Origin of the sequence: Bartonella sp. W8122, assembly GCF_016102485.1 — a bacterium.
In the GTDB taxonomy this organism is placed as follows: domain Bacteria; phylum Pseudomonadota; class Alphaproteobacteria; order Rhizobiales; family Rhizobiaceae; genus Bartonella; species Bartonella apihabitans.
Genome location: NZ_JACFOO010000001.1, coordinates 296609 through 319205, shown reverse-complemented (window position 1 = coordinate 319205; position 22597 = coordinate 296609). Strand labels below are relative to the sequence as shown.

Genomic DNA, 22597 nt, shown 5'->3' with positions numbered 1-22597 from the left:
ACCTTTCCGATCTATGTCATAGTTTCAATTTGATAAAAATTTCCAAAAATAGAGCCTATAAACCTTATTATATGCTTTCAAACCATGATTTCGGAAAACGAACGCCTATAAAAGATATTGAAATTCGATATTGAAACTTCCCGTAGTTCAAAAAAATAGACAATTTGTTTTATGTACATAATGGCAATTAAGGTTTTTGTTGCAGGTGATCAAAAGGAAATATTTTAAAAGATAAAGCGAAGAAGCCTTATTTTCATTTATTCTTCATAAAAGGAACGATTTTCTATCAAACGAGATAATCCTCATAATCGGAACAAAATTTTACCTTCTGTGAAGGAAATGGCCTTCAACAATTTATCCTTGAGATAACTGTATCTTAGTCTCTGCAATAGAGGCGATTGCCGCTATGTGTTCCGGATTTCAAGATGGGAAAAAGAAGGGGAAAAATTTCCGGATAATTCGTATAAACAATAATTTTATAATATCATGACGATGGTGTCCGCGGTGGGATTCGAACCCACGACCCCAGGATTCATACCACTTCGACTTTCGCCGCCGGTCAACACGCTATGACCGTTTGTGGTCTGGACTGTCCCTTCACCATCGGCTTAACCCGTAAGGTGCTGCCCGTCCAGTCTCTACACCTTCCCTTTTTGAGGGCTTGGCTCGGGATTGGCAATGACTTTGAAAAGTCATAAGCGTTCCCCGACTTTGAGCAGATCCGCTTCAAAAGTTTCCTTGAGAGGCGCCCAATTTCAATGTTTCAGGAATCCTGTGCTCTATCCTGCTGAGCTACGCAGACTTCATCGCAGTGGAAGCATTAAACAATATAGCCGCTCCGATCAATCATTTTTCGCCAAGTTTCTGTTTAAGAAATGCCAATACTTTTTCCGGCGGCACATTTTTGGCAATGAATGACTGGCCCAACCCGCGTGTTAATATAAAGGTCAGACTGCCATGTTCGACCTTCTTGTCCTGAGCAATAATTTTCATCAATGTTGCGGCATCCGGCACGCCGCCCGGAACATCCTGCAAAGCCACAGGAAGACCGACAGAACTCAAATGGGTTTCCACCCGCGTTGCAACATCGGCAGGACAAAGTCCCAGATAATTTGAAAACTGGTGTGCGAGAACCATGCCGATAGAGACCCCTTCTCCATGGACAAGGCGATTCGAATCATAATTTGTAACCGTTTCCAAGGCATGACCGAAAGTGTGCCCCAAATTCAATAATGCACGTTCTCCCGCCTCATGTTCATCATGGGCGACCACTTCGGCTTTTGAACGACAGGAGCGGGCTATCGCCTCGATCCGTTCGTGCCCCCCGAGAAAAATCTTTTGCCAATTTTTTTCAAGCCACGAAAAAAAGTCCGGTTGATTGATCAATCCGTATTTGGCAACTTCGGCATAACCGGCTCTGAATTCCCGTTCGGGGAGAGTGTCGAGAATCTCGGTATCGGCAATGACAAGTTTCGGCTGATAAAATACACCAATCAGATTTTTTCCCTGACGTGTGTCGATACCGGTTTTGCCACCCACCGACGAATCAACCTGCGCCAGAAGGGACGTTGGAATCTGGATAAAATTCATTCCACGGCGCACTATTCCGGCAGCAAATCCTGCAAGATCACCAACAACACCACCGCCGAACGCAATAACAAAATCGCCACGCTCCAGACGATTATCAAGAATATCATTTGTTACATTTTGCAGTGTTTCGAAACATTTCGATTTTTCACCGGCTTTAACCACTACCGGAACCACATCAATTCCGCCATCACGCAAACTTTGTGTCAACATTCCCAAATGCAGTGCTGCAACATTTTCATCTGTCACAACAACAACACGTATTCCCGGAAAACGGCGGGCAATCTCGTGACCTGCCGAGACAACCAGACCGGGGCCTATCAGAATATCGTAACTACGTTTCCCCAGTGTTACTTGAACTGTCTGATTTTCCATTTTTAGCTGCCTTTTATTGCGGTTTTTCGGGTTTTGAAAGATAACTTTCGACAGAGCGTATAACAGAACGGGCAACCACGTCACGACGCGTCTTCCGACTGCTTACACGAATGTCTGATAAAGCATAGACGGGATAACGCTCCGCCATCAATTTTTCCATAAAGGCACGCGGATCAGGTCTTTGCAATAAGGGGCGATTTTGACGGTGCGATACCCGCTCCATCAATACGTCAAGCTCGGCGTGAAGCCAGATAGAAATACCCTTCTCGGCAATGGCTTTACGTGTCTCCCCGTTCATATAGGCTCCGCCACCGGTAGCCAGCACCATGGGCCCCTCTTTCAGCAAACGGAGAATCACCCGCCGTTCGAGATCCCGAAAAGCAGGCTCGCCATAACTTTCGAACAATTCCGGTATTGTCATACGTGCTGCTTGCTCGATCTCGTAATCCGCATCGTGAAAAGGAAGCTCCAACATGGTCGCAACACGTTTGCCAATTGTGGATTTACCCGCGCCCATGAGCCCGACAAGAACAAGCGAGCGACCATCGAGATGAGACAACAGTCGATGCGCGGTTTTTGCCATTGGACCAGTTTTTGAAAATCTGCTTTTCATAATTTCGTTTCGACATTTATCTCGGAATAAGTCAATCCCTGTTAATCTTTATAAGGCATGATAGTGTTTAAAACTTTTTCAATTTTGGATAATTTTGCGCTGGTATGCCCACTCTTACTCGTTTATTCATCGCTTTTGCCATTCTGGTTGCACTCGTTTATGCTGCAATGGTCGGACTTGTTTATATCGTAAAACCGGTAACCACCGATATAACAATCGAAATTCAACCGGAAAATCTGCATTTGCGTGATCGCTCGGCACTGTCTCAAGTTTCAGGCAGTCAAAATCCCGCAAATGGCGAGGAAAACACAACTGATCAGGAAAACAAAAGGCACTTGTCCGGTGACCAGGATAGCAAAGAGGCCAACACAAAGCCGAATGAGGTAACGGACAAGAGTACACATGGTGTTAATCTCCGGAATACTCGGCAGACTACCGGAAATTCGCCTTCCCGTCCGGAAACTCATGACATGTCCGCGCCTTCAAATACCAAGATGGATAATAAATGAACCTCTCTGCAACAATCGACAATTTTCTTGAAATGATGAGCGCCGAACGTGGCGCCTCGAAAAATACACTCGAAGCCTATCGACGCGATCTTTTATGGGCTAATGAAGAACTGGCAGGAGCGGGAACGTCTCTTATCGATACAGGCAGGTACCAACTTGCAAAAATATTGGCATCCATGCAAAAAGACGGTTTTGCTGCTACCTCCCAAGCAAGGCGTTTGTCGACATTGCGTCAGTTTTTCCAGTTTCTCTACGCAGAAGGTTTACGCAATGACGACCCTTCAGGCGACCTTCTATCCCCGCGCAAACACCCGAATTTGCCAAAGATTATCAGCGAAAAACAGGTGGACACTCTGCGTGATCTTGCTGAAAAAAATGCTCAACGTGCCGATTTCACTGCAGCCGAGCATAAAAAAGTGATGCGGCTTCATACCATTGTCGAACTGCTTTACGCGACAGGTTTACGTATCAGCGAGCTTGTCACTATGCCGGTCCGGATTGTTCGCGGTGCGCCGGATTTTATTTTGATCCGCGGTAAAGGGTCAAAAGAACGAATGGTGCCCTTGTCCGGAAAAGCCAAAGAAGCAATCAGGAAATGGCTTGAATTGCGGGATAAATCAACGGATAGCAACAGTCCCTATCTTTTTCCTGCCCATAGCGAACAGGGTTATATTGCGCGACAAGTTGTTGCGCGTGAACTTAAAATCCTTGCGATAGATGCCGGAATCAATGCCCATAATATTTCGCCACATGTTATCCGCCATGCTTTTGCCAGCCATTTGTTGCAGCATGGTGCCGATTTGCGTGTTGTCCAACAATTGCTGGGACATTCGGATATATCTACGACACAAATCTATACCCACGTTCTTGAAGAAAAGCTGCAAAGTCTTGTAAATGAGCATCACCCGCTTGCCGAGCGCTCTCATGCAGAGTAAAGAAAATGTTATGTTATTTATAAGACACCGTTAAAGCTTAAAACAAACCACAAAAATGGTATCATAAAAAGTTGGAGCCGATGTATAATTATCTTGATTTCGAAAAGCCGGTTGCTGATCTGGAAGGGCAAATCTTCGAACTGAAGAAAATAGCCCAGGAAAAAGGTAGCGTCGATATGGGGGATGAAATATCCCGTCTTGAAGAACGCTCACAAGCGGCCTTGCGTGATCTTTATAAAAAACTTACGCCCTGGCAAAAGGCGCAAGTTGCGCGCCATCCGGATAGGCCGCATTTTCTGGATTATTCAAAAGAACTCTTTACCGATGTGACACCTCTGGCCGGTGACCGGAAATATGGCGAAGATGAAGCAATTCAAGCAGGTTTTGCCCGTTTCAATGGTCAGGCAATAGCTTATCTCGGACAAGAAAAAGGTTACGACACCCAATCGAGATTGCGCTACAATTTCGGCTCTGCCCGTCCGGAAGGCTACCGCAAGGCTGTGCGCATCATGGAATTGGCCGATCGTTTTTCGCTTCCTGTTATTACCCTTGTCGATACCGCCGGTGCCTATCCGGGAGTAAGTGCAGAAGAACGCGGACAAGCTGAAGCTATTGCCCAATCAACAGCAGAAACCTTGCGGTTAAAAGTGCCTGTCGTTTCTGTAATTATTGGCGAAGGCGGTTCTGGCGGTGCTATTGCAATTGCGGCTGCCAACAAAGTTTATATGCTTGAACACGCAATCTATTCTGTTATCTCTCCCGAAGGAGCGGCTTCCATTTTGTGGCGCGATGCTACACGGGCAAAAGATGCAGCGACATCTATGCACATTACCGCTCAAGATCTCTATAAATTGAAAATTATTGACGGTATTATTCCTGAACCTCTGGGCGGTGCACACCGCAATAAGAAAGAAGCCATTGACGCAGCCGGTCAGGTAATCGAAGCGGCATTGAAGGGCATGGCCGAAAAAGATGGTGACACTCTGAAAAGAGAACGCTGGGATAAATATCTGGAAATTGGCCGCTCGCTTGCCAAATAATATTAATTAGCCTGTAATAATCGAAGCGACTATTTCTACGTCGGATAAGCCGACATCTATCCCTTATAATCCCGATTGAGGATTATTGTTCTTGTGTTTCACGTGAAAACATCGGGGTGGGAGCTTCCTGACCAGCACTTTATCCAGAGGGTGATTTGTTTTCAAAGATATCCGATTACTGAACCGGCAGAGTGTGACTCCAGCATTCTGTTCAATTCTGTTTTCCCGATAGAAAAATTGTCATGTAAAATATCAATTTTATTGATGAATTTTATCTATAAAATATCGATAATTCAACATTAGTATTTTCATAGACTAGTTTTCTCACTCACCTATTTTATACGCGAAAATGCACTAAGAATTTTCAGGAATTTACTCTATTTTGAATATTCATTTATCTTTTGAATTTCCGATTCAAAAATAGACTTATCCAAAATATCTATAATAATCTTGCGAATTGGTCACTCAATCTCACCGAAATTATTGTTACTTTCCAATGTGGATTGTGAAATGAACAGAAAGGGCCGGTCACATCATTCTGGTCAAATATCGCGGCCAATAACGGAGAGGGAGCTCTTGCCCAAATCAAGCAACGAATATTATCGTTTGCGACTTCTCGCGCGTACACTTGCAGGTTTTGATCTCGTTATGGTTCCCAATGTCATTATTTTTGTTTTGCGCGATATAAAAGGCAGGATTCGCTCCATTGTGCGCCGCGAGACAGCAATACACCCCTCTGTCGGAGCAAACCCCGGCCTTGCCAGATGAAAAAAAATGGCACTGCCATTGTTTTGAATTCTGCAACGGATATTCCAATCCGGTATCAATACCATGTCATAAAGCTCATCTCTGCGACAAAGTTTTTCAGCGCTATTTCTGTAAGGCAACTTTACCGGACGGTTATAATTGGCATCCCATGGCTGATCGCACCATCCATCAGATGATTTTACACGTTGGAGCATTAACGGATGATGTGGTAGACTACGGAAACTATTCTTTCGAAAACCGCCAAGAATTGGCATAACAGCAATGGGTGTTGCCCCGTCACCTTCGCGTTTTCGGGCTGAAAAACCGTTTCTGCCCAAGGCGCACAAAAAACGATATTGGCCGATTGCCAAAATTCCTTTTGTTGTTGTACCGCATTTCTTGCGCACAGCGATAAACGAAACAATTTTTGGTGTTTTTAACGGATTTCTGATTAAAGGCACTTGCATGATGTTCAGTTTTTCGTGATTGTGACTGCAATTATTACATAACGCCCGATAGCGTTTTTTATAAGGACAGAAAATGACCGATCGCACCCTTTTGATTGTAGATGATGACGAGGATCTGCGCTCTATTCTGGTAGAGCAACTACAAATGCATGAAGAATTCAATGTTCTTCAGGAAAGTACGGCTGCAAAAGGTCTTGAAACCGCCAGAAACGAAAATGTAGATCTTATTATTATGGATATCGGTCTACCCGATCTTGATGGCCGTGAAGCTGTAAAGAAATTGCGTCAGGAGGGATTCCGCGCACCGATCATCATGTTAACGGGTCATGATACCGATTCGGATACGATTCTCGGTCTTGAAGCCGGTGCCAATGACTATGTAACAAAGCCGTTCAGATTTGCTGTTTTGCTGGCTCGTATCCGTGCACAATTGCGCCAACATGAACAGAGCGAAGATGCAACCTTCCAGGTAGGGCCTTATACATTCAAGCCCGGACAAAAATTGCTTATTGACGAAAAGGGTAGCAAGATCCGCTTGACCGAAAAAGAAGCCGCCATCATAAAATTCCTTTATCGTGCAGGAGACAGTGTTGTAAGCCGGGATACTTTGCTGGAGGAAGTTTGGGGTTATAATTCAGGGGTAACAACCCATACTTTGGAAACTCACGTTTATCGCCTCCGCCAAAAAATCGAGAAAGATCCCGCCAATGCGCAAATCTTGATAACCGATAGCGGTGGCTATAGATTGAATCCGTAAACATTGGTGAATACTGTCAAACAGTTTATTCACCTAAGCTTACGCTCCAAAGAAATCTCATGAAATGGATTGGCCGCAATAAAAGGCCAATTTATGAAAGTCGGGAGTTTTCGGTGGCAATTAATGATGACATTATTTTATTGAAAAAGTTCGACTTTTTCAACAAAATGACACCGGAACAACTGCGCTTGTTGATATTCGGAGCCGAGCGACAGGAATTTGCCTCGGGGGAAATGATTTTCAAAGAAGGCGAACTTGCCGAAAGTGCCTATGTCGTTCTTTCAGGAACTGTCAATCTTTACCGGCAAAACAACAATTCCGGACAACCGATCGACATCATCAACCGAAATGCGCTCATCAACGAGCTTGCTTTGGTAACCGAGATCAATCGTCCGTTTACAGCGATCGCACAATCCAATTCAAAAGTTTTGGAAATCGAACGCACAGTATTCCTCCGGTTAATCAAGGAGTTTCCTGACATTACCCGTTATATTTATGACTATGTGAACGAACGGATTCACGAGCTTGCCAACAATATCAACCGGATGCCCGAACTGAAATAGGGCTAAAACCCGCTTTTCGAGCCAGAAAAGACCGGACGCAACATGGTTGTGAAACGGGAAATACCAACAAATTTGGAAAGCGACGCACCTTTTAAAGGCAAGCCTTTGGTTAAAAGCAGGTCTTCCCGAGAGAATCAGGAAAGTCCCATCAGAAATAGAGGAACTTCATTGTCGTTTCCTATCTCGCACCGGCAAAATCAATAAACTAGGTACTGCCTATCGGTGCGACAAATCAAGCAAGGCTTTACCAATCCGAACTCTCGTGGTCGCTTCTGATTTCGACAGCATGAGAAGGTTTACGATTGGTAATCTGGGGCGACAGAGCCGGTATAAATACCCGCCGCGACTGGCGACGATGTACCGGCAATCCCTGAAACAGGCGTTTTTGGGCTTCACAGACGATAATTCCGCCAAAATACGGAAAAAAGTTCCTCGCCAATGGCTCATAAATTGCTGAAAAACCGCGAGCCAATGCACGACCGGATGGGGAAAAATAGAGCGCTTCGCTAATATTGACGACGCTAAAATTGGTTTCGTGTAACAATAATAACAATTGCTGACGGCTATAAGGTTGGCCACTGCCAAAGGGTGTATGATCATTTCTGGCCCAAAGACCGCGTCTATTGGGAACAACGATGATAACGCGCCCGTTCGGTGCCAATACACGCCACATTTCACTGAGCATTTCGCGGGCATTTTCGGCAAATTCCAGTGAATGGACGAGCATAATCCGGTCAACAGCAGAATCCGGCAAAGGCAAATCTTCTTCAAATACCAAAGCCGTTGCAACTTTTTCTGCAGAAGGCCACACACAGGCTCCTTGACGCGCCGGCATAAAAGCAAAACACCTCTCAGCCCGTGGTTTAAGCCATTGAAGATAGGGGGTAACATAACCCAGTCCCATCACCCGCTCGCCGGAAACATCACGGTCTTTTAATCCAAGTTTATTGGTAATGGTCGAAAAAACCTTTTCGCCAAGTGGTGTTTCGTAAAATGATCTGAACGTCAATATGTCCAAATAGCAACCCTAAAGCGTTATTGTGCCTGACTTGAAGTCAACGCACCTGACTGGGGCTGAGGGCTTTGTATCAAAGGCTGTGCCGAAGACGATTGTACATTTCTGTCCCAACAGCCCAGATTTTTCCCTCGTAAATTATGCGCATCAATATCGACCAGAGCACGCTGATCTTCTTTCATCATAAAATAGCGCGTCCTTGTCTTTACTTCGATTTTCTGCCAGCCGGCACATTCTGTTGGCAGTTCAACTTTTTGAGTGGTAATTTTCTCGGTCCATGCCGTGGCTTGTGTTGCGCAACCGGCAAACATCAAAAGGCACGGAAGAACCAATGTTTTAACAGACATAAAACTATCCAGTCTGCCCATGAAATTTAATCCAATCATTCGACTTTCATGCATTTTACTCGTGTGACCATACCAAACTTTATTCGAAAAAGAAAATAATCGTGAATTTAAGGTTAAATTCTGACAAAACCATGAAAACTATCAAAACACTGTGAAACACTTTCCCTCAAGCCAAAACCGTGACTACTTTTAAAAGACGCCGTTGCTCGCGATTAATTTGCGTTCGGTTAAATCCAACAAACAATGAAAGGACGTTTTATGAAACATCGCGCTTTAGGAAATACAGGTTTTAATATTGTTCCCCTTGTTTTTGGAGGCAATGTCTTTGGTTGGACACTGGATGAGAAGCAATCCTTCACGATGCTTGATGCAATTGCCGAAAGCGGATTGAACGCTATTGATACAGCCGACGCCTATTCGACATGGGTTGAAGGCAATAAAGGCGGTGAATCGGAAACCATCATCGGGAAGTGGTTAAAACAAAATCCGTCCAAGCGAGACAAATTCTATATTTTCACCAAAGTCGGTTCGGATATGGGCGTAGCTGGCCATAAGGGCCTTTCCGCCCGCTGGATAGAACAGGCTGTAGAAGATTCTTTACGCCGTTTGAATATCGATGTCATTGATCTCTATCAGTCACACTGGTTCGATCCTCATACACCATTTGAAGAAACTCTCGAGGCCTATGGCAAGCTTTTGAAAGCAGGAAAAATCCGCGCTATCGGCTGCTCCAATATAACGGCAGAGCAACTTGAAAATGCAATGCAAACAGCCAAGAAGAACAATCTTCCCAGCTATCAAACATTGCAACCCCAATATAACCTTTATGACCGGAACACATTCGAAGGAAAATTGGCCGATACTGCACAAAAATACGGTCTCGGTGTGATCACCTATTATAGTCTTGCTTCCGGATTTCTCTCGGGCAAATATCGTTCAAAAGCCGATCTTGCCGGACATAAACGCGGCTCGAGAGTTGAACAATACATCAATCCACGCGGGATGCGCATTCTGAACGCGCTTGATACAATCAGTGAAAAACATAATGTAACACAAGCCGAGATTGCCTTGGCGTGGCTCATTGCACAACCTGCCGTAACGGCGCCAATAGCGAGTGCCACAAAGCTTGACCAACTTTATAGCCTCGTCAAAGCAACAATGATAAATTTGAGTAAAGAGGATATTGACGCTCTTAATGAGGCAAGCAGCTATTAAAGCTCTGCCAAACATCAAATCGGAAAGGACGGAGAAAATACCCGGGCAGGTTCTCCGTTCTTTCAATCAGGGTTATTTTTCTATCTTTTCCTATTTTTGAAGGAAAAATTTTTATTTTAATCGCTCCTAAAGTATATAATCGCTATATCATTCTAGGAATTGGTTCTATCCTGATATTTATCAAGACACGTATTTATCAAAACAAGGGCTATCGCAATTCGGAGCCTATCTGATTAATCCGGATAATTTCACCAGGGAGACCGGTCATGACTGATAAAAATTCATCTCGAAAAGGACGCGGCGTTATTTATAGCTCTGTTTTGGAGACAATTGGTAATACACCACTCGTCCGGATTGACAAGTTCGCCAAAAAGAAAGGTGTTAAGGCCAATCTTCTTGCAAAGCTTGAATTTTTTAACCCTTTGGCCAGTGTCAAGGACCGTATCGGCCTTGCTCTGATCGAAGCCCTTGAAAAACAAGGAAAAGCAAAACCGGGAAAAACTGTATTGATTGAACCGACATCGGGCAATACCGGAATTGCGCTCGCATTTGTGGCCGCAGCAAAAGGTTATAAACTGATTTTGACAATGCCGGAAACCATGTCCGTCGAGCGCCGCAAATTATTGAAGTTTCTCGGTGCCGAACTGGTATTGACCGAAGGTGCAAAAGGCATGAAAGGCGCTATCGCCAAAGCCGAAGAACTGGCCGCCAATAATCCGGATGCAGTCATTCCGCAACAGTTTGAAAATCCGGCAAATCCTGAAATTCATCGCCAGACAACGGCCGAGGAAATCTGGAATGATACCGATGGCAATGTCGATTTTCTCGTAGCCGGATTCGGTACAGGTGGCACCATCACCGGTATCGGAGAAGTCATCAAGCAACGCAAACCCGATTTCAAAGTTGTGGCGGTAGAGCCTAAAGATTCGCCGGTATTGTCGGGTGGGCAACCGGGACCCCATAAAATTCAGGGCATCGGTGCAGGATTTGTTCCAAAGATACTGAATACTAAAATCATTGATGAAATTGTTACAGTTTCAAGTGATGATGCTTTTCAAAATTCCCGCGATCTATCACATATTGAAGGTATTCCTGTCGGAATTTCAGCAGGTGCCGCTTTAACAGCAGCAATCGAAATAGGAAAGCGCCCCGAAAATGCCGGAAAAAATATAGTGATCATTATTCCGGATTTTGCCGAGCGCTATCTTTCAACCCAATTGTTTGAAGGACTCGATTAAAACTTTGCCAGTCAAACTTCGCGAGCGGATTTCAACCGCTTACGGCCATTGATCCGTCCTGATCGGCCAACAAAAGACTTTGCCGGAATGGACGAAGCAATACGATTTGTCGAAAACGCACGCCTCGGACGGAAGTGCCTTGCACTTCCCCTCGAGAAAGTGGCCAGGTCCTGGCGTTGCGCTTGTTGTTCGGGGCGTAATTGTGAGGAGCGTGTTTTATCGTCCATGAAACGTGGCCTATCATAGTTGGAGAAGCTTGACGCATTGTCATTTTAAAAAGCCTCCCCAGCATGTAGGCTTGTTCAGGAAAATTATTTCTTTTCGTTCGCTTTCAACCAATCTTGCATTTGCGCAATTTCTTTTTGTTGAGCGGCAATAATTGTCTCGGCGAGCTTTCTGGCTTCCGGGTCTTTGCCATATTTCAATTCGACCTCTGCCATATCGACAGCACCTTGGTGGTGAGCCAACATCATCTTTATAAAATCAACATCGGCATTACCGCTCATCTTGATCGACATATTTTTCATCATCGTTTCATTGACTTTATCCAAAGCCGACGAGGAAGCCGATAAAGCCTGAGATGCGGTCGAAGCTGCGCCTTTTGCCATATCCATCATGTTACTGTTCTCACTTTGTGCTGCTGCATAGCTGACTGACGCACAACAAATGCATAAGGTTGCGATAAATTTTTTCATTTTCAAATCCTCTTTTTATTGAAACGCATTAAATAGAATATAGTTCCATGTTTAGAACGGAATAGTGCAATTTATTTGTCCATTCATATTCATTTCAGATTTGTATTAACGTTTTGAACAAAATCGAATTGAAGATCAATTTTAAAAAAATGCCCTTTTTCTTGTGTTTTCTTGGGCTGTTTTTAAACGTGTCACATTCTGAACTGCCTAAACTTTTTCTCATGCAGTATCCAACATGGATTTATGGTTTCAACAGGTCATCTATTTTTTGTAAGATCCGCGTTCATTAAGCTTTTAAAAAAAACATATCGATTTTACCGGAAATGCCGCACGAATTTTATAATGACTTTTTTACAGTCATTATCGCACGTCTTCTTTGGGTACGTGAGTATCGGAATCCATTAAAATCACTGTCGAACGGCTATTTCATATATAAGCAAAATACCAGATATAGTCTTTTAATATAATGTTTAGCTGTTCTATCTATTTATCAATGCGAATACCGATAAGTGCTTTAAAAGTCGTCCATTCAAATAAACTTCTTAAAAAAATTTATGTAATTTTGTTTTCTTCTTTAGAACTACGGATAACAAAATGATTTTCTCGAGCGCTCACGCAAACATAACTATTCTTTAAGAGCTTTACCCAATCTATCGAAACCGGATTGAAATTGTCGCTTGAATTTTTGTTTAATTTTGCGTCGCTTGATGAAACCAGCGCGTCTTTCCGCTTTAAGAAACTGAAATTACGATAGAAACCGAACGGCGGGAGTAGATAAAAGCCTGTTTTAAAACAACATGCTGTGGCGACGGGCGGTCAAAAGCTCAATAAAATTTCAGTAATCTTTCAAGATAGTCTTTTTCACTATCAGGCAGCGCGGATTGTCCCAACTTTTTCCGGATTTCATCAAGAATGCGTCTTGCCCGTTGCATATCACTTTCTTGAGAAAGTCCATCTTTTTCCGACTGGTGTCCGGCTGAACCAAGATTTCGTCCGAGTGGATCTTTGGACGAGCCGTCTCCGTCTTTTCCTGTTTCGCCATTTTTTTTCATGGCTTCCTGCATTTCTTGCATAAGTTCTTTTGCGCCATCGCGCATCGCATCCAAAGCCTGCGATTGCTGACCTTCGGATCCGGCAGCATCTCCCTGTTGAAGAGCCTCACCGGATTTGTCCATCTTTTTTTCAGCCTCTTTTAATCCATCGCCCGACTTGAACCCTTTATCGGATAAATCCTTGCCGAATTTTTTCAATTCCTGCTGCAGTTCATCTTGTCTCTTTTTCAGGTCATCAAGATCTTTGCGATATTCCTCCGGTGTTTTTTCGCCGCGTTCACGATCAGCTTCAAGCTTATGGGTATCATTGAGGGTTTCTTGTTGTTTCCTCATCAAATTACCAAGCTCATCAAGCTGCTTTTGCATTTCGCTTGTTTGGCTTCCCCCTTCTCCTGATCCGCCACGACTTACCTGAAGATTGTCCATGAGTTGTTCGAGCTCGGACAAAAGCTGCTCGGCACCAGCGCGGTTACCCAATTTGGCCATATCTTCAAGTTGCTTCAGTTTCTCGGCGAGTTCGTTAGGTGAAAGATTTTGTGCCTGTTGAGAAGGCTTTTGTCCAAGACCGCCGTTTTGTTGTTGTTCGGCAAGGGCGGCAATATAGTCATTCATCGCCTGACGCAATGCGTCCGTCAGACGTTCGATTTCCTCTGGCGAAGCACCATTTCTCAAAGCATCACGCAAGGCTGCTTGAGCCGCTTTCAAGTTTTTTTCAACCTGATTGACATTGTCTCCCTCAATACCGATGGCTGTCTGCCACATAAAATCGGCTACATTTTTCAAGTTTTCGTCGGTTTCTGCGAGATGGAGTCGCGTCCATATGCTCCGCAATGCCAGATAATGCGTAAAATTGTCGATCGTTTCTTCCGGCCGCAACGTTAAGGCCGACAACATATCAAGAACCCGATCGCGGGAAAGTGTATCAAGAGCCAGAAGTCGACGTTGTTCAACCACGGCACGGGCAAGCGGATTGCCGAAATTTCTTTGCGGCAATGTCATGGTGCGCGTTTCACTTCTTCCCTGATGACCGGCGCCATCTTCTGCAACCAGTGTCAAACGCACTTCCGAACCTGCCCAAGGATGGATACTGACATCCTGCACGGTACGCGCATCCCCTTTACCACCACGCGGAATCATCAATTTGATTTCCGGTGCATCATAAAGAGGGTGTCCGGTTTCCTTGATAGTGGATGTGGGCGTTATTTCGACGTAAGCTTTCTCGACACCATAATCATCATCAAGAAAATAATTGAGTTCCAGTGACCCATTGAGAATACGTCCCGGTTCCTTGGTCAATTTGATAGTGGGGGCACGGTCGGCAACAACATCAAAATGCCAATTTCTGTCATAATGGCGCGTTCTCAATGTCACATTGCTCGACTTGGCGAGCACAGTCTCGAATGTTTTGCTATTCTGCTTTATAGTGTCAAAGCTACCTTGTGCAGTAATATTGACAGTCTTGCCAGATTGGCTTTCGGTCGACTTCAATGTTGCATCGCCACCCTCGACCACACGAATAGTCAGTTTGCTACCTTCCGGCACTTTGGCGTTCCGGATATTGGCTTCGGTCAAATAAACAGGGGCTTCGCCGGTATAGGTGGGAGGAGTGACCCAAGCATCCACGCGCATTTTTGATAAATCGACCGGTTGCGAAAAATCCAAGAGATCACCCATTTGCCCTCCGGAAGGACCAAATGAATAGGCAAAAGCTGTAACAGCAAAAAGGACAACCAATGCCCGCAGCGCCAACGGGTCGGCACGGGTAATTCCGGTGTCGGGCACACCTGCTTCGAGATTTTGCAGTTCGGCAGCCATACGCCGCTGATGTTCTTTCCATAGAACTTTTACAAAATCATTCGCCTCGCTATTTGCCGGTGCATCATAAAGCGCTTCGAGTGGCTGATTTTGCAGTCCGCTCGCTTTTTCTATCCGCCGATCGATTTCGCTTAAAGAGGGAAAACGGAAACCGGAAACAAAGAAAAGGGAACCGACAGCGATAAAAAGCAAAATCCATAACAGGATAACATGCGGCCAATAGGAGAGGCGATCGAAAATGCCGAGCCATGCCAAAGAAAACAATATCAACAAAGCAAGAATGCTTGGAAGAATGCGTGGCCACAACCGTTCGAATGTCAGGATACACCACGCCGAAGCCCGTGCTCTTACAAGCGCTGCCATAGTTCCATGAAAAGGGCCTTTATCACTCCGCAAGATATATGTTCTTCCCTTCGCACCGGTTTTGCCACATCATAGCAATGAAACAAACAAAGGCGAGACCCTTTGCAAATATTTTATACCACCTTCACTCGAAAATATCTGTTTCAAACCTCAAGAGTTTTTCACCCATTCCGGTACATGGTCAAACCCTATCAGCTCTTCATATGAAATACGCGGACGAACAATGTCAAAATGGTTATCACTCACCAACACTTCCGGTACCAACAGACGTGTATTATAGGTACTTGCCATATCCGCACCATATGCTCCCGCACTCCAAACAGCCAATAAATCTCCGGCTTTTGGGCGGGGAAGATAGCGCGCAAGCCCCATATAATCGCCGGTTTCGCAAACCGGACCGACAATATCGGCCATCATCGGTTCATCACTCTGCTTTGGCTCTTTTACAGGCACGATGTCGTGCCAGGCATCATATAAAGTCGGGCGGATAAGATCATTCATTGCTGCATCGACAATAACGAAATTTTTTCCGGCTCCGTGTTTTATATAGATGATGGATGTAACCAGAATGCCTGCATTACCGACAATATTACGACCCGGTTCCATGATGATCTGGACATTAAGCGGTGCGAAATGTTTTTTGACAACATTTGCGTATTCGGCCGGCGAGGGCGGGGGCAAGTTATCCTTGCGATAAACAATGCCAAGCCCACCGCCGACATCAACATGACGGATGTCGTGCCCCTCGCCCCGCAGAACATGGACAAAATCCGCAACGAGTGAAAAAGCATCCTCGAACGGCTGCAATTCGCAAATCTGGCTACCGATATGAACATCAACCCCATGAACATCAAGACCAGGGAGTTTTGCTGCCTGCTCATAAACCTCGCGTGCGACCGCAATAGGAATGCCGAACTTGTTTTCGGATTTGCCGGTAGCAATTTTCTTATGTGTTTTTGCGTCAACATTCGGATTTATGCGCAAAGAAACACGTGCTTTTTTCCCAATAGCTACGGCGCGCGCAGACAATTGTTGTAATTCCGGTTCCGATTCGGCATTGAAACAGTGGATATCATGACCAAGAGCAAAGTCGATTTCTTCAACGGTTTTGCCAACACCGGAATAAACTATCTTGTCAGCAGAAATACCGGCTTTGAGCGCACGACGCATTTCTCCACCAGACACAACATCAGCACCGGCGCCCTGTTTTGCAAGAAGGGTCAGAACAGCCTGATTGGAATTGGCTTTCAGTGCAAAGGCGACAAGCGCATTGGTGTCGGCAAAGGCCTGACGATACTGTTCAAATTGTTGCTGAATGGCTTTAGCCGAATAGCAATAAAAAGGCGTTTCCACCTTTTTTGCCAAATCGGCAACAGCAATTTTTTCGGCATAAAGATGACCGTTAGAATATTGAAAAGCCTGCAATTAGTGCCTCTGCTTAATCAATGGATCAAGAATAAACGGTTTTTCTACTTTCGGTTTTTGAACCATTTTGCCGTTAGAGTCCTCAATCATCGTGGACGGCGGCGGTTCAAGCGGACCTTTACGTCCGCAACCGGCCAAAGCCACGCCACAGATTGTGACAACCACCAAACCGGTCAGAGTTTTTTTCATGATCGCGTCTCTTTCAAAAATAGCAAGCTTTACGCTCTATCTGATCTATTCTCTATTTAATCTACTCTTTGTGTAATGGTCAAATTCAAGCTTTGGCAAGGCGTTTTTTCCAATAGTCGATTTGGCGACGTACTTCCTGAGGGGCTGTACCGCCATAACTCTTGCGGCTCTGAACCGATTTTTCAACGCTCAGAACGTCAAACACATCTGCCGTAATATCGGGATTAATTGTCTTCAGATCTTCAAGGGTGAGGTCAGCAAGATCGCACTTCTTCTTTTCTGCCAAAGCCACAGCGTGACCGGTTATATGATGAGCCTCTCTGAAGGGTATTCCCAATTTCCTAACAAGCCAATCAGCAAGATCGGTTGCCGTCGAATAGCCGGTACCGGCCGCCTTTTTCATTATGTTTTTGTTGATTTCTATATCAGCAATCATACCGGCCATTGCAGCAAGCGAAAGTTCCAACGATTGGGCTGCATCGAAAACCTGTTCTTTATCTTCTTGCATATCTTTCGAATAGGCAAGCGGAAGGCCTTTCATAATGGTCAATAAAGCAATCAGTGACCCATTGATCCGTCCGGTTTTCGCACGGACCAGTTCTGCCGCATCGGGATTTTTCTTTTGCGGCATAATAGACGAACCGGTCGAAAAAGAATCAGGCAAATGAATAAAATTGAACTGTGCCGTTGACCAAATGACAATTTCCTCGGCAAGGCGCGAAAGATGGACTGCGCAAATTGCCGAAGCACTCAGAAATTCCAATGCAAAATCGCGGTCGGAAACACTGTCGATCGAATTTCTGGTAGGTTCTCTGAAACCGAGTGCTTTAGCGGTCATAAAACGGTCTGTCGGGAAACTGGTACCGGCCAAAGCCGCTGCACCCAAAGGTGATTCGTTCATTCTTTCGCGGGCATCATACATGCGGGATAAATCCCGCCCGAACATTTCGACATAGGCCATTAGATGATGACCCAGAGTTATCGGTTGAGCAACCTGCAAATGGGTAAATCCCGGCATAATCGTCTCAACTTCCTGTTCGGCCCGCTGCAGAAAGGTCTCGATTAAATGCCTGATGGACTGAATGGTCTTGTCTGTTTCCGTTCTCACCCAAAGGCGAAAATCCAACGCGACCTGATCGTTTCGCGACCGGGCTGTGTGGAGCCTTCCGGCGGCGGAACCGATAAGTTCGGCAAGGCGCGCTTCGATATTCATATGAATATCTTCAAGCTTTCGGGAAAAAGCAAATTTGCCGCTTTCAATTTCGGAAAGGATCGTTTTCAGACCTTTTTCTATCTCGTCATAATCGGCTGCCGATATAATGCCTTGTGCGGCCAACATAGCCGCATGGGCCGATGAACCTTTTATGTCTTCTTTATAAAGCTTTTTATCGAAATCGATCGAAGCATTGATCTCTTCCATAATGGCTGCCGGACCCGAGGCAAAACGTCCACCCCACATCTGGTTGCTTGATCCACTGTTATTCATATATGTTAGCCCCCATCGAAAGGACGAAAAAATGGTTGCAAGAATTCCCGAAAACGTAAAATTTTCTAGAAAATTCCGGAAAATAATTTCCAAGATTGCACTTGGCACACTGAGCATATACGCGATAATGACAGCGTCTGACAACCAAGTTTACTCTTTTCCATCACTGATTTCTGTGGCTCAAGCCGAAACCGGTTCGGGGTGCACAGCAAATTCCGGAAAAATCGATAAATTGAAGCAGTCGGCAGACGGGTTTTTCAAGAATATGCGTTTTGCCGAAGAGCCTTATGATGCAACCAAACTCACCTTCAAAGATGAAACCGGCAAAGATCATAGATTGGCAGAATTTTCCGGCAAAACCTTACTTGTGAACCTATGGGCAAGCTGGTGTGTACCCTGCCGCACCGAAATGCCGGAACTTGCCAATCTCAAACGTTCTCTTGGTAATGACGCATTCGATGTCATAGCAATCAATATTGATAAAACAGCAAGCAATGAAAAAGTAAAAAATTTTCTAAAAAGCATCAAAGCCGACAATATTGTTTTCTATCGCGACCAGTCGATGGATGTTTTTAATGAAGTGCGCAAACAGGGTCTCGCTATGGGGCTTCCTGTCACCATGTTGATTGACAAAAATGGCTGCCTGCTCGGATCCTATAACGGTTCGGCTCCATGGAGCAATACCGATTCGGAAAAACTGATGAAAGCTGCCATGGAAGCCGATAAAAAAGACTGATCATCGGTTCTCTATCCGGAACAGCACTTTTAAATTAATTAAAATGTAAAATTGACCGGTTGCAAACCGGTCAAAGCCGGTTTTTGCTAAAATCAGGCTCAAAACCTTGACGTTTTTTGCGTTGCACAGCCAAATCGAGTGCCCCCAGAAATGCCGAGCGGTCACGGCCGGAAAACGGGCGCGGTCCACCGGTTACAACACCACTTTCCCTGAGATTTTCAAAGAGATTGCGGGTGGCCAATGCCGCACCGATTGTGGCCGCATCAAAGAGCCGGCCGGATGGGGAAATCGCCACTCCACCCTTTTTGACCACACGATCGGCCAATGGCACATCATTGGTAACAACAATACTCGCCTCATTGGCCTTTTCTGCAATCCAGTCGTCTGCTTTGTTCAACCCTTGATCAACAATGACAGCTTCGAGAAAATCCTCGTTCGGTATCCTCATGAAACTGTTCGAGACGATAAAAGTCTTGATATGATAACGTTCGGCTACCCGATAGGCTTCGGTTTTGACGGGACAGGCATCACCATCAAGAAACAACTGTATGATCATTTTGTCCGTCATTATTTTGTTGTCCGTCATTGTTTTGCTGCTTTAGCCCTTCTTCTTTTTCCTCTTTTTGTTCAATGGCGCGCACCAATTGGCCAGGCTGTTGCTGACGGTTGCGATAAAACATAATGGCTGCGTTGATTTCTCCACCAAGAATAAAAATGGCACTCAACATATAGAGAAAGATGATTGCCACCATGATCGAAGCGAGCCCTGCATAAGTGGAAACATAATTGGCAAATGTTGCCAGATATTGTGCAAAGAGCATCGAGGCCAAGACCCAAACCACCATGGTTACACCGATACCGGGCAAAATATCGGCCAATTTCCGCTTTCCGGCAGGAAGCCATTTATGGGCAATCAACAGACTGATTAACAGAACAACCACGGCAATGGCATAACGCCAGAAGCGGATTGTGCCGACATATTGGCCAATAACCGGATAATCATGTTGAAGAATATTGATAACAAGCGGTGCCAGCACCAGAAGAAAGCTGATAACCATCAACCCTATCGTGCCGACGATAACGAAAAACAGACTTTGAAACCGGCAAAAAAACAGGCTGCGTCGATCGACCACGCGATAGGCACGATTAAGTGCAGTTCTCAATGCTTCCACGCCGTTTGAAGCAAAATAGGCTGTCCCGATAACCGAAATGGTCAACAGACCACCGCGCTGAATGGTCATGACATTGACGACTTCCTTGACAATCGGACCGGCAATTGCATCAGGCAGCATTTTCAAAAGCGCATTGACACTTTGCTGGGTATAGGCACGTGCACCAATAAAACTTGCGAGTGATGTTGCAAAAATCAGGAAAGGAAACAGCGCCATCAAACCGGACAAAGCTATATGACTGGCAAAAGCGCTGCCAGAGTCACGGAAATAGTGGCTGACAGCGTTATATAAAATGCGCCAACAAAAGCGTAAGGGTCTCAGCGTCAAATCAATGTCTTTCCCGTTAATCAACCCGTACTAACGGGCTAAACGCACAGACTACCGTATAAAATTATTTTAATTGAGAACGCAATCTATACAAGCGTTACAATAGCTAATTCAATGTTTTCCCGTCATTTGATCACATCACAGAGCTTTAATGGACTTTGCCACAAGCCAATCTATCTATATTTTTAAATGAGACAGATGATTTTCCGAGGAGTCCAAAATGGTCAAAATCAATAAAATCTACACGCGTACAGGTGATGATGGTACAACCGGCCTCGTTAATGGCCCCAGACGCTCGAAAGCCGATTTGCGCGTTGATGCTTATGGCCTGATTGATGAAACCAATGCGACGATCGGACTTGCCCGTCTCGAGACGGTAAGCGATCTCGACAAAATGCTCGAAGAAATACAAAATGACCTGTTTGATCTTGGGGCCGATCTGGCAACTCCTGAACAGAGCGAAAATAAAACAGATTTGCGCGTTCTCTCCACCCAGACAAAACGGCTTGAAGATGAAATCGACAGGTTGAATGAAAAACTCTCGCCCTTGAAATCCTTTGTTTTACCTGGCGGGTCCAAAGCATCCGCCTATCTACACCTCGCCCGCACTGTCGCAAGACGTACCGAACGGACTATTGTTGCATTGAGTAAACAGGAAAATGTCAGCAAAGATGTTCTGGGCTATATCAACCGGCTTTCGGATTTTCTGTTTGTTGCTGCCCGTTATGCTAATGATTGTGGTAAAAATGATGTATTATGGGTGCCGGGAAAGAATCGCTAGAGGAGGAATCAGCGCATGATAAAGACGGTCGCTATTGTCGGAGCAGGACAAATGGGGGGAGGAATTGCCCAAGCTGTTGCGACTGCCGGTTTCGAGGTTCTTCTTTACGATATTTCGTCCGAACAGATTGAACATGCCATTTCGACGATAAAATCAAACCTTGCCCATCTCGTCAAAGCCGGAAAAATGAGCGAGCAAAGCCGCCTTGATACAATCAAAAGGTTTTCAACCCGACTGACTTTGGATGAGTTGAAAAATGCCGATCTTATCATTGAAGCAGCAAGCGAGGACGAGAATATCAAAAGAGATATTTTCATCAGTCTATGCGAGAATCTTTCACCTTCAACAATTCTTGCGACCAATACCTCTACCATTTCGATTACCCGTCTCGCTGCAACCACAAACCGTCCGGAAAAATTCATTGGCACACATTTTATGAATCCGGTGCCACAAATGAAGCTTGTTGAAGTGGTGCGCGGCATTGCAACCAGCGAAGAGACCTTCTCGACAATTTGCGATTTTGTCACTTCAATCGGAAAAACTTTTACTGTTACCGAAGATTTTCCGGCCTTCATCGTCAATCGTGTCTTGGTGCCGATGATTAACGAGGCGATCTACGCTCTTTATGAAGGCGTGGGGGATGTCAATGCGATCGATACAGCTTTGAAACTCGGTGCCAATCATCCGATGGGTCCATTGGAACTTGCTGATTTTATCGGGCTTGATGTCTGTCTTGCTATTATGCATGTTTTGCATCAAGGATTGTCAGACTCGAAATACCGTCCCTGCCCGTTATTGATAAAATATGTCGAAGCCGGCTGGTTGGGGCGCAAAAGTGGCCGCGGTTTTTACGACTATAGCGGTGAGATACCCGTCCCCACACGTTGAGTTTTCTGGAAAAGCAAGAAGGCATAAAGCGCTATCAAAAACCAAAGACGATAAAATTACGGCTTTGGACTTCAGAAATCTCACGACTCATAATGAAATAAACCATTGCACCTTGGAAAAGAGTTAAGGCAACTCTTTTCCGGTTTCCGGACAAAATCCTTCAATGACCGGTTCATGAAAAACAACAAGACTTATCGAAAAAGCCTTTTCCAAATGGTCTTTCAATTTTGCTTAACGACCAAAGCAAACACGGTCAGTTT

The 22597-nt window shown here is 45.0% G+C and carries 23 protein-coding genes; 10 read left to right on the top strand and 13 right to left on the bottom strand.

The window, feature by feature from the left end:
* Window positions 1-846: 846 nt before the first annotated feature.
* Both aroB and H3S83_RS01515 read right to left on the bottom strand, forming a co-directional pair.
* Window positions 847-1962, bottom strand: coding sequence for a 3-dehydroquinate synthase (gene aroB / locus H3S83_RS01520; protein ID WP_198238718.1), 1116 nt, complete (start codon window positions 1960-1962; stop codon window positions 847-849).
* A 13-nt stretch (window positions 1963-1975) separates the two neighbouring features.
* A complete protein-coding gene (locus H3S83_RS01515; protein WP_225867935.1) occupies window positions 1976-2545 on the bottom strand; it encodes a shikimate kinase in 570 nt (189 codons plus the stop codon).
* A gap of 134 nt (window positions 2546-2679) precedes the next feature.
* Here H3S83_RS01515 and H3S83_RS01510 point away from each other — a divergent pair, with 134 nt between their 5' ends.
* The 3 genes from H3S83_RS01510 to H3S83_RS01500 all read left to right on the top strand — a co-directional run bounded on the left by H3S83_RS01510 (window position 2680) and on the right by H3S83_RS01500 (window position 5059).
* Window positions 2680-3084 (top strand): hypothetical protein, encoded by a 405-nt coding sequence (locus H3S83_RS01510; protein ID WP_198238717.1) that lies wholly within the window; start codon window positions 2680-2682, stop codon window positions 3082-3084.
* Window positions 3081-4019 (top strand): site-specific tyrosine recombinase XerD, encoded by a 939-nt coding sequence (locus tag H3S83_RS01505; RefSeq protein ID WP_198238716.1) that lies wholly within the window; start codon window positions 3081-3083, stop codon window positions 4017-4019. The genes H3S83_RS01510 and H3S83_RS01505 overlap by 4 nt, the downstream gene beginning before the upstream one ends.
* 80 nt (window positions 4020-4099) lie before the next feature.
* Window positions 4100-5059: an acetyl-CoA carboxylase carboxyltransferase subunit alpha gene (locus H3S83_RS01500; RefSeq protein WP_078038771.1), complete on the top strand. Its 960-nt coding sequence runs from the start codon at window positions 4100-4102 to the stop codon at window positions 5057-5059.
* 599 nt (window positions 5060-5658) lie between these two features.
* Here H3S83_RS01500 and H3S83_RS01495 read toward each other — a convergent pair.
* Window positions 5659-6273 (bottom strand): L,D-transpeptidase, encoded by a 615-nt coding sequence (locus H3S83_RS01495; RefSeq protein WP_198238715.1) that lies wholly within the window; start codon window positions 6271-6273, stop codon window positions 5659-5661.
* 73 nt (window positions 6274-6346) lie between these two features.
* Between H3S83_RS01495 and H3S83_RS01490 the strand changes: the two genes are divergently transcribed.
* A complete protein-coding gene (locus tag H3S83_RS01490; protein WP_077969668.1) occupies window positions 6347-7030 on the top strand; it encodes a response regulator transcription factor in 684 nt (227 codons plus the stop codon).
* Window positions 7031-7143: 113 nt separating this feature from the next.
* Window positions 7144-7593, top strand: coding sequence for a cyclic nucleotide-binding domain-containing protein (locus H3S83_RS01485; protein ID WP_188318361.1), 450 nt, complete (start codon window positions 7144-7146; stop codon window positions 7591-7593).
* A gap of 244 nt (window positions 7594-7837) precedes the next feature.
* Here the strand turns inward: H3S83_RS01485 and H3S83_RS01480 are convergent, their stop codons facing one another.
* The gene (locus H3S83_RS01480; RefSeq protein WP_077969664.1) at window positions 7838-8611 is read right to left on the bottom strand and encodes a methyltransferase domain-containing protein; all 774 of its coding nucleotides are present in this window, start codon (window positions 8609-8611) and stop codon (window positions 7838-7840) included.
* 17 nt (window positions 8612-8628) lie between these two features.
* The gene (locus H3S83_RS01475) at window positions 8629-8955 is read right to left on the bottom strand and encodes a hypothetical protein (RefSeq protein WP_225867934.1); all 327 of its coding nucleotides are present in this window, start codon (window positions 8953-8955) and stop codon (window positions 8629-8631) included.
* Window positions 8956-9213: 258 nt separating this feature from the next.
* On the opposite strand from H3S83_RS01475, the gene H3S83_RS01470 reads away from it, so the two are divergent.
* Complete coding sequence (locus H3S83_RS01470) at window positions 9214-10170, top strand: aldo/keto reductase (RefSeq protein ID WP_198233401.1); 957 nt, start codon at window positions 9214-9216, stop codon at window positions 10168-10170.
* A 266-nt stretch (window positions 10171-10436) separates the two neighbouring features.
* Window positions 10437-11408 carry a cysteine synthase A gene (cysK, locus tag H3S83_RS01465; protein WP_198238714.1) on the top strand — a complete coding sequence of 324 codons (972 nt, stop codon included), beginning with the start codon at window positions 10437-10439 and terminating at the stop codon, window positions 11406-11408.
* A gap of 11 nt (window positions 11409-11419) precedes the next feature.
* Here the strand turns inward: cysK and H3S83_RS01460 are convergent, their stop codons facing one another.
* The 6 genes from H3S83_RS01460 to argH all read right to left on the bottom strand — a co-directional run bounded on the left by H3S83_RS01460 (window position 11420) and on the right by argH (window position 18433).
* Window positions 11420-11635, bottom strand: a complete 216-nt coding sequence (locus tag H3S83_RS01460) for a hypothetical protein (protein ID WP_198238713.1) — start codon at window positions 11633-11635, stop codon at window positions 11420-11422.
* 84 nt (window positions 11636-11719) lie between these two features.
* Entirely contained in the window at window positions 11720-12103 is a 384-nt protein-coding gene (locus H3S83_RS01455; RefSeq protein WP_255519350.1) for a DUF305 domain-containing protein, read from the bottom strand.
* A gap of 824 nt (window positions 12104-12927) precedes the next feature.
* Window positions 12928-15333: a TIGR02302 family protein gene (locus tag H3S83_RS01450; protein ID WP_198238712.1), complete on the bottom strand. Its 2406-nt coding sequence runs from the start codon at window positions 15331-15333 to the stop codon at window positions 12928-12930.
* 150 nt (window positions 15334-15483) lie between these two features.
* Window positions 15484-16758 carry a diaminopimelate decarboxylase gene (lysA, locus tag H3S83_RS01445; RefSeq protein WP_198238711.1) on the bottom strand — a complete coding sequence of 425 codons (1275 nt, stop codon included), beginning with the start codon at window positions 16756-16758 and terminating at the stop codon, window positions 15484-15486.
* Entirely contained in the window at window positions 16759-16947 is a 189-nt protein-coding gene (locus H3S83_RS01440) for a lipoprotein (RefSeq protein ID WP_077969654.1), read from the bottom strand.
* An 85-nt stretch (window positions 16948-17032) separates the two neighbouring features.
* Window positions 17033-18433: an argininosuccinate lyase gene (argH, locus tag H3S83_RS01435; protein WP_198238710.1), complete on the bottom strand. Its 1401-nt coding sequence runs from the start codon at window positions 18431-18433 to the stop codon at window positions 17033-17035.
* 127 nt (window positions 18434-18560) lie between these two features.
* Between argH and H3S83_RS01430 the strand changes: the two genes are divergently transcribed.
* Entirely contained in the window at window positions 18561-19169 is a 609-nt protein-coding gene (locus H3S83_RS01430) for a TlpA disulfide reductase family protein (RefSeq protein ID WP_246741699.1), read from the top strand.
* Between the two features lie 70 nt (window positions 19170-19239).
* Here the strand turns inward: H3S83_RS01430 and H3S83_RS01425 are convergent, their stop codons facing one another.
* Both H3S83_RS01425 and H3S83_RS01420 read right to left on the bottom strand, forming a co-directional pair.
* Window positions 19240-19725 (bottom strand): YaiI/YqxD family protein, encoded by a 486-nt coding sequence (locus H3S83_RS01425; protein ID WP_225867932.1) that lies wholly within the window; start codon window positions 19723-19725, stop codon window positions 19240-19242.
* On the bottom strand, window positions 19703-20668 hold the full coding sequence (locus H3S83_RS01420) for a YihY/virulence factor BrkB family protein (RefSeq protein ID WP_077969647.1): 966 nt from the start codon (window positions 20666-20668) through the stop codon (window positions 19703-19705). Before H3S83_RS01420 ends, H3S83_RS01425 begins: the two co-directional genes overlap by 23 nt.
* Before the next feature lie 220 nt (window positions 20669-20888).
* Here H3S83_RS01420 and H3S83_RS01415 point away from each other — a divergent pair, with 220 nt between their 5' ends.
* Both H3S83_RS01415 and H3S83_RS01410 read left to right on the top strand, forming a co-directional pair.
* Window positions 20889-21449: a cob(I)yrinic acid a,c-diamide adenosyltransferase gene (locus H3S83_RS01415; RefSeq protein ID WP_198238708.1), complete on the top strand. Its 561-nt coding sequence runs from the start codon at window positions 20889-20891 to the stop codon at window positions 21447-21449.
* 15 nt (window positions 21450-21464) lie between these two features.
* Entirely contained in the window at window positions 21465-22337 is an 873-nt protein-coding gene (locus tag H3S83_RS01410) for a 3-hydroxybutyryl-CoA dehydrogenase (RefSeq protein WP_198238707.1), read from the top strand.
* The last annotated feature ends 260 nt before the right edge of the window (window positions 22338-22597 follow it).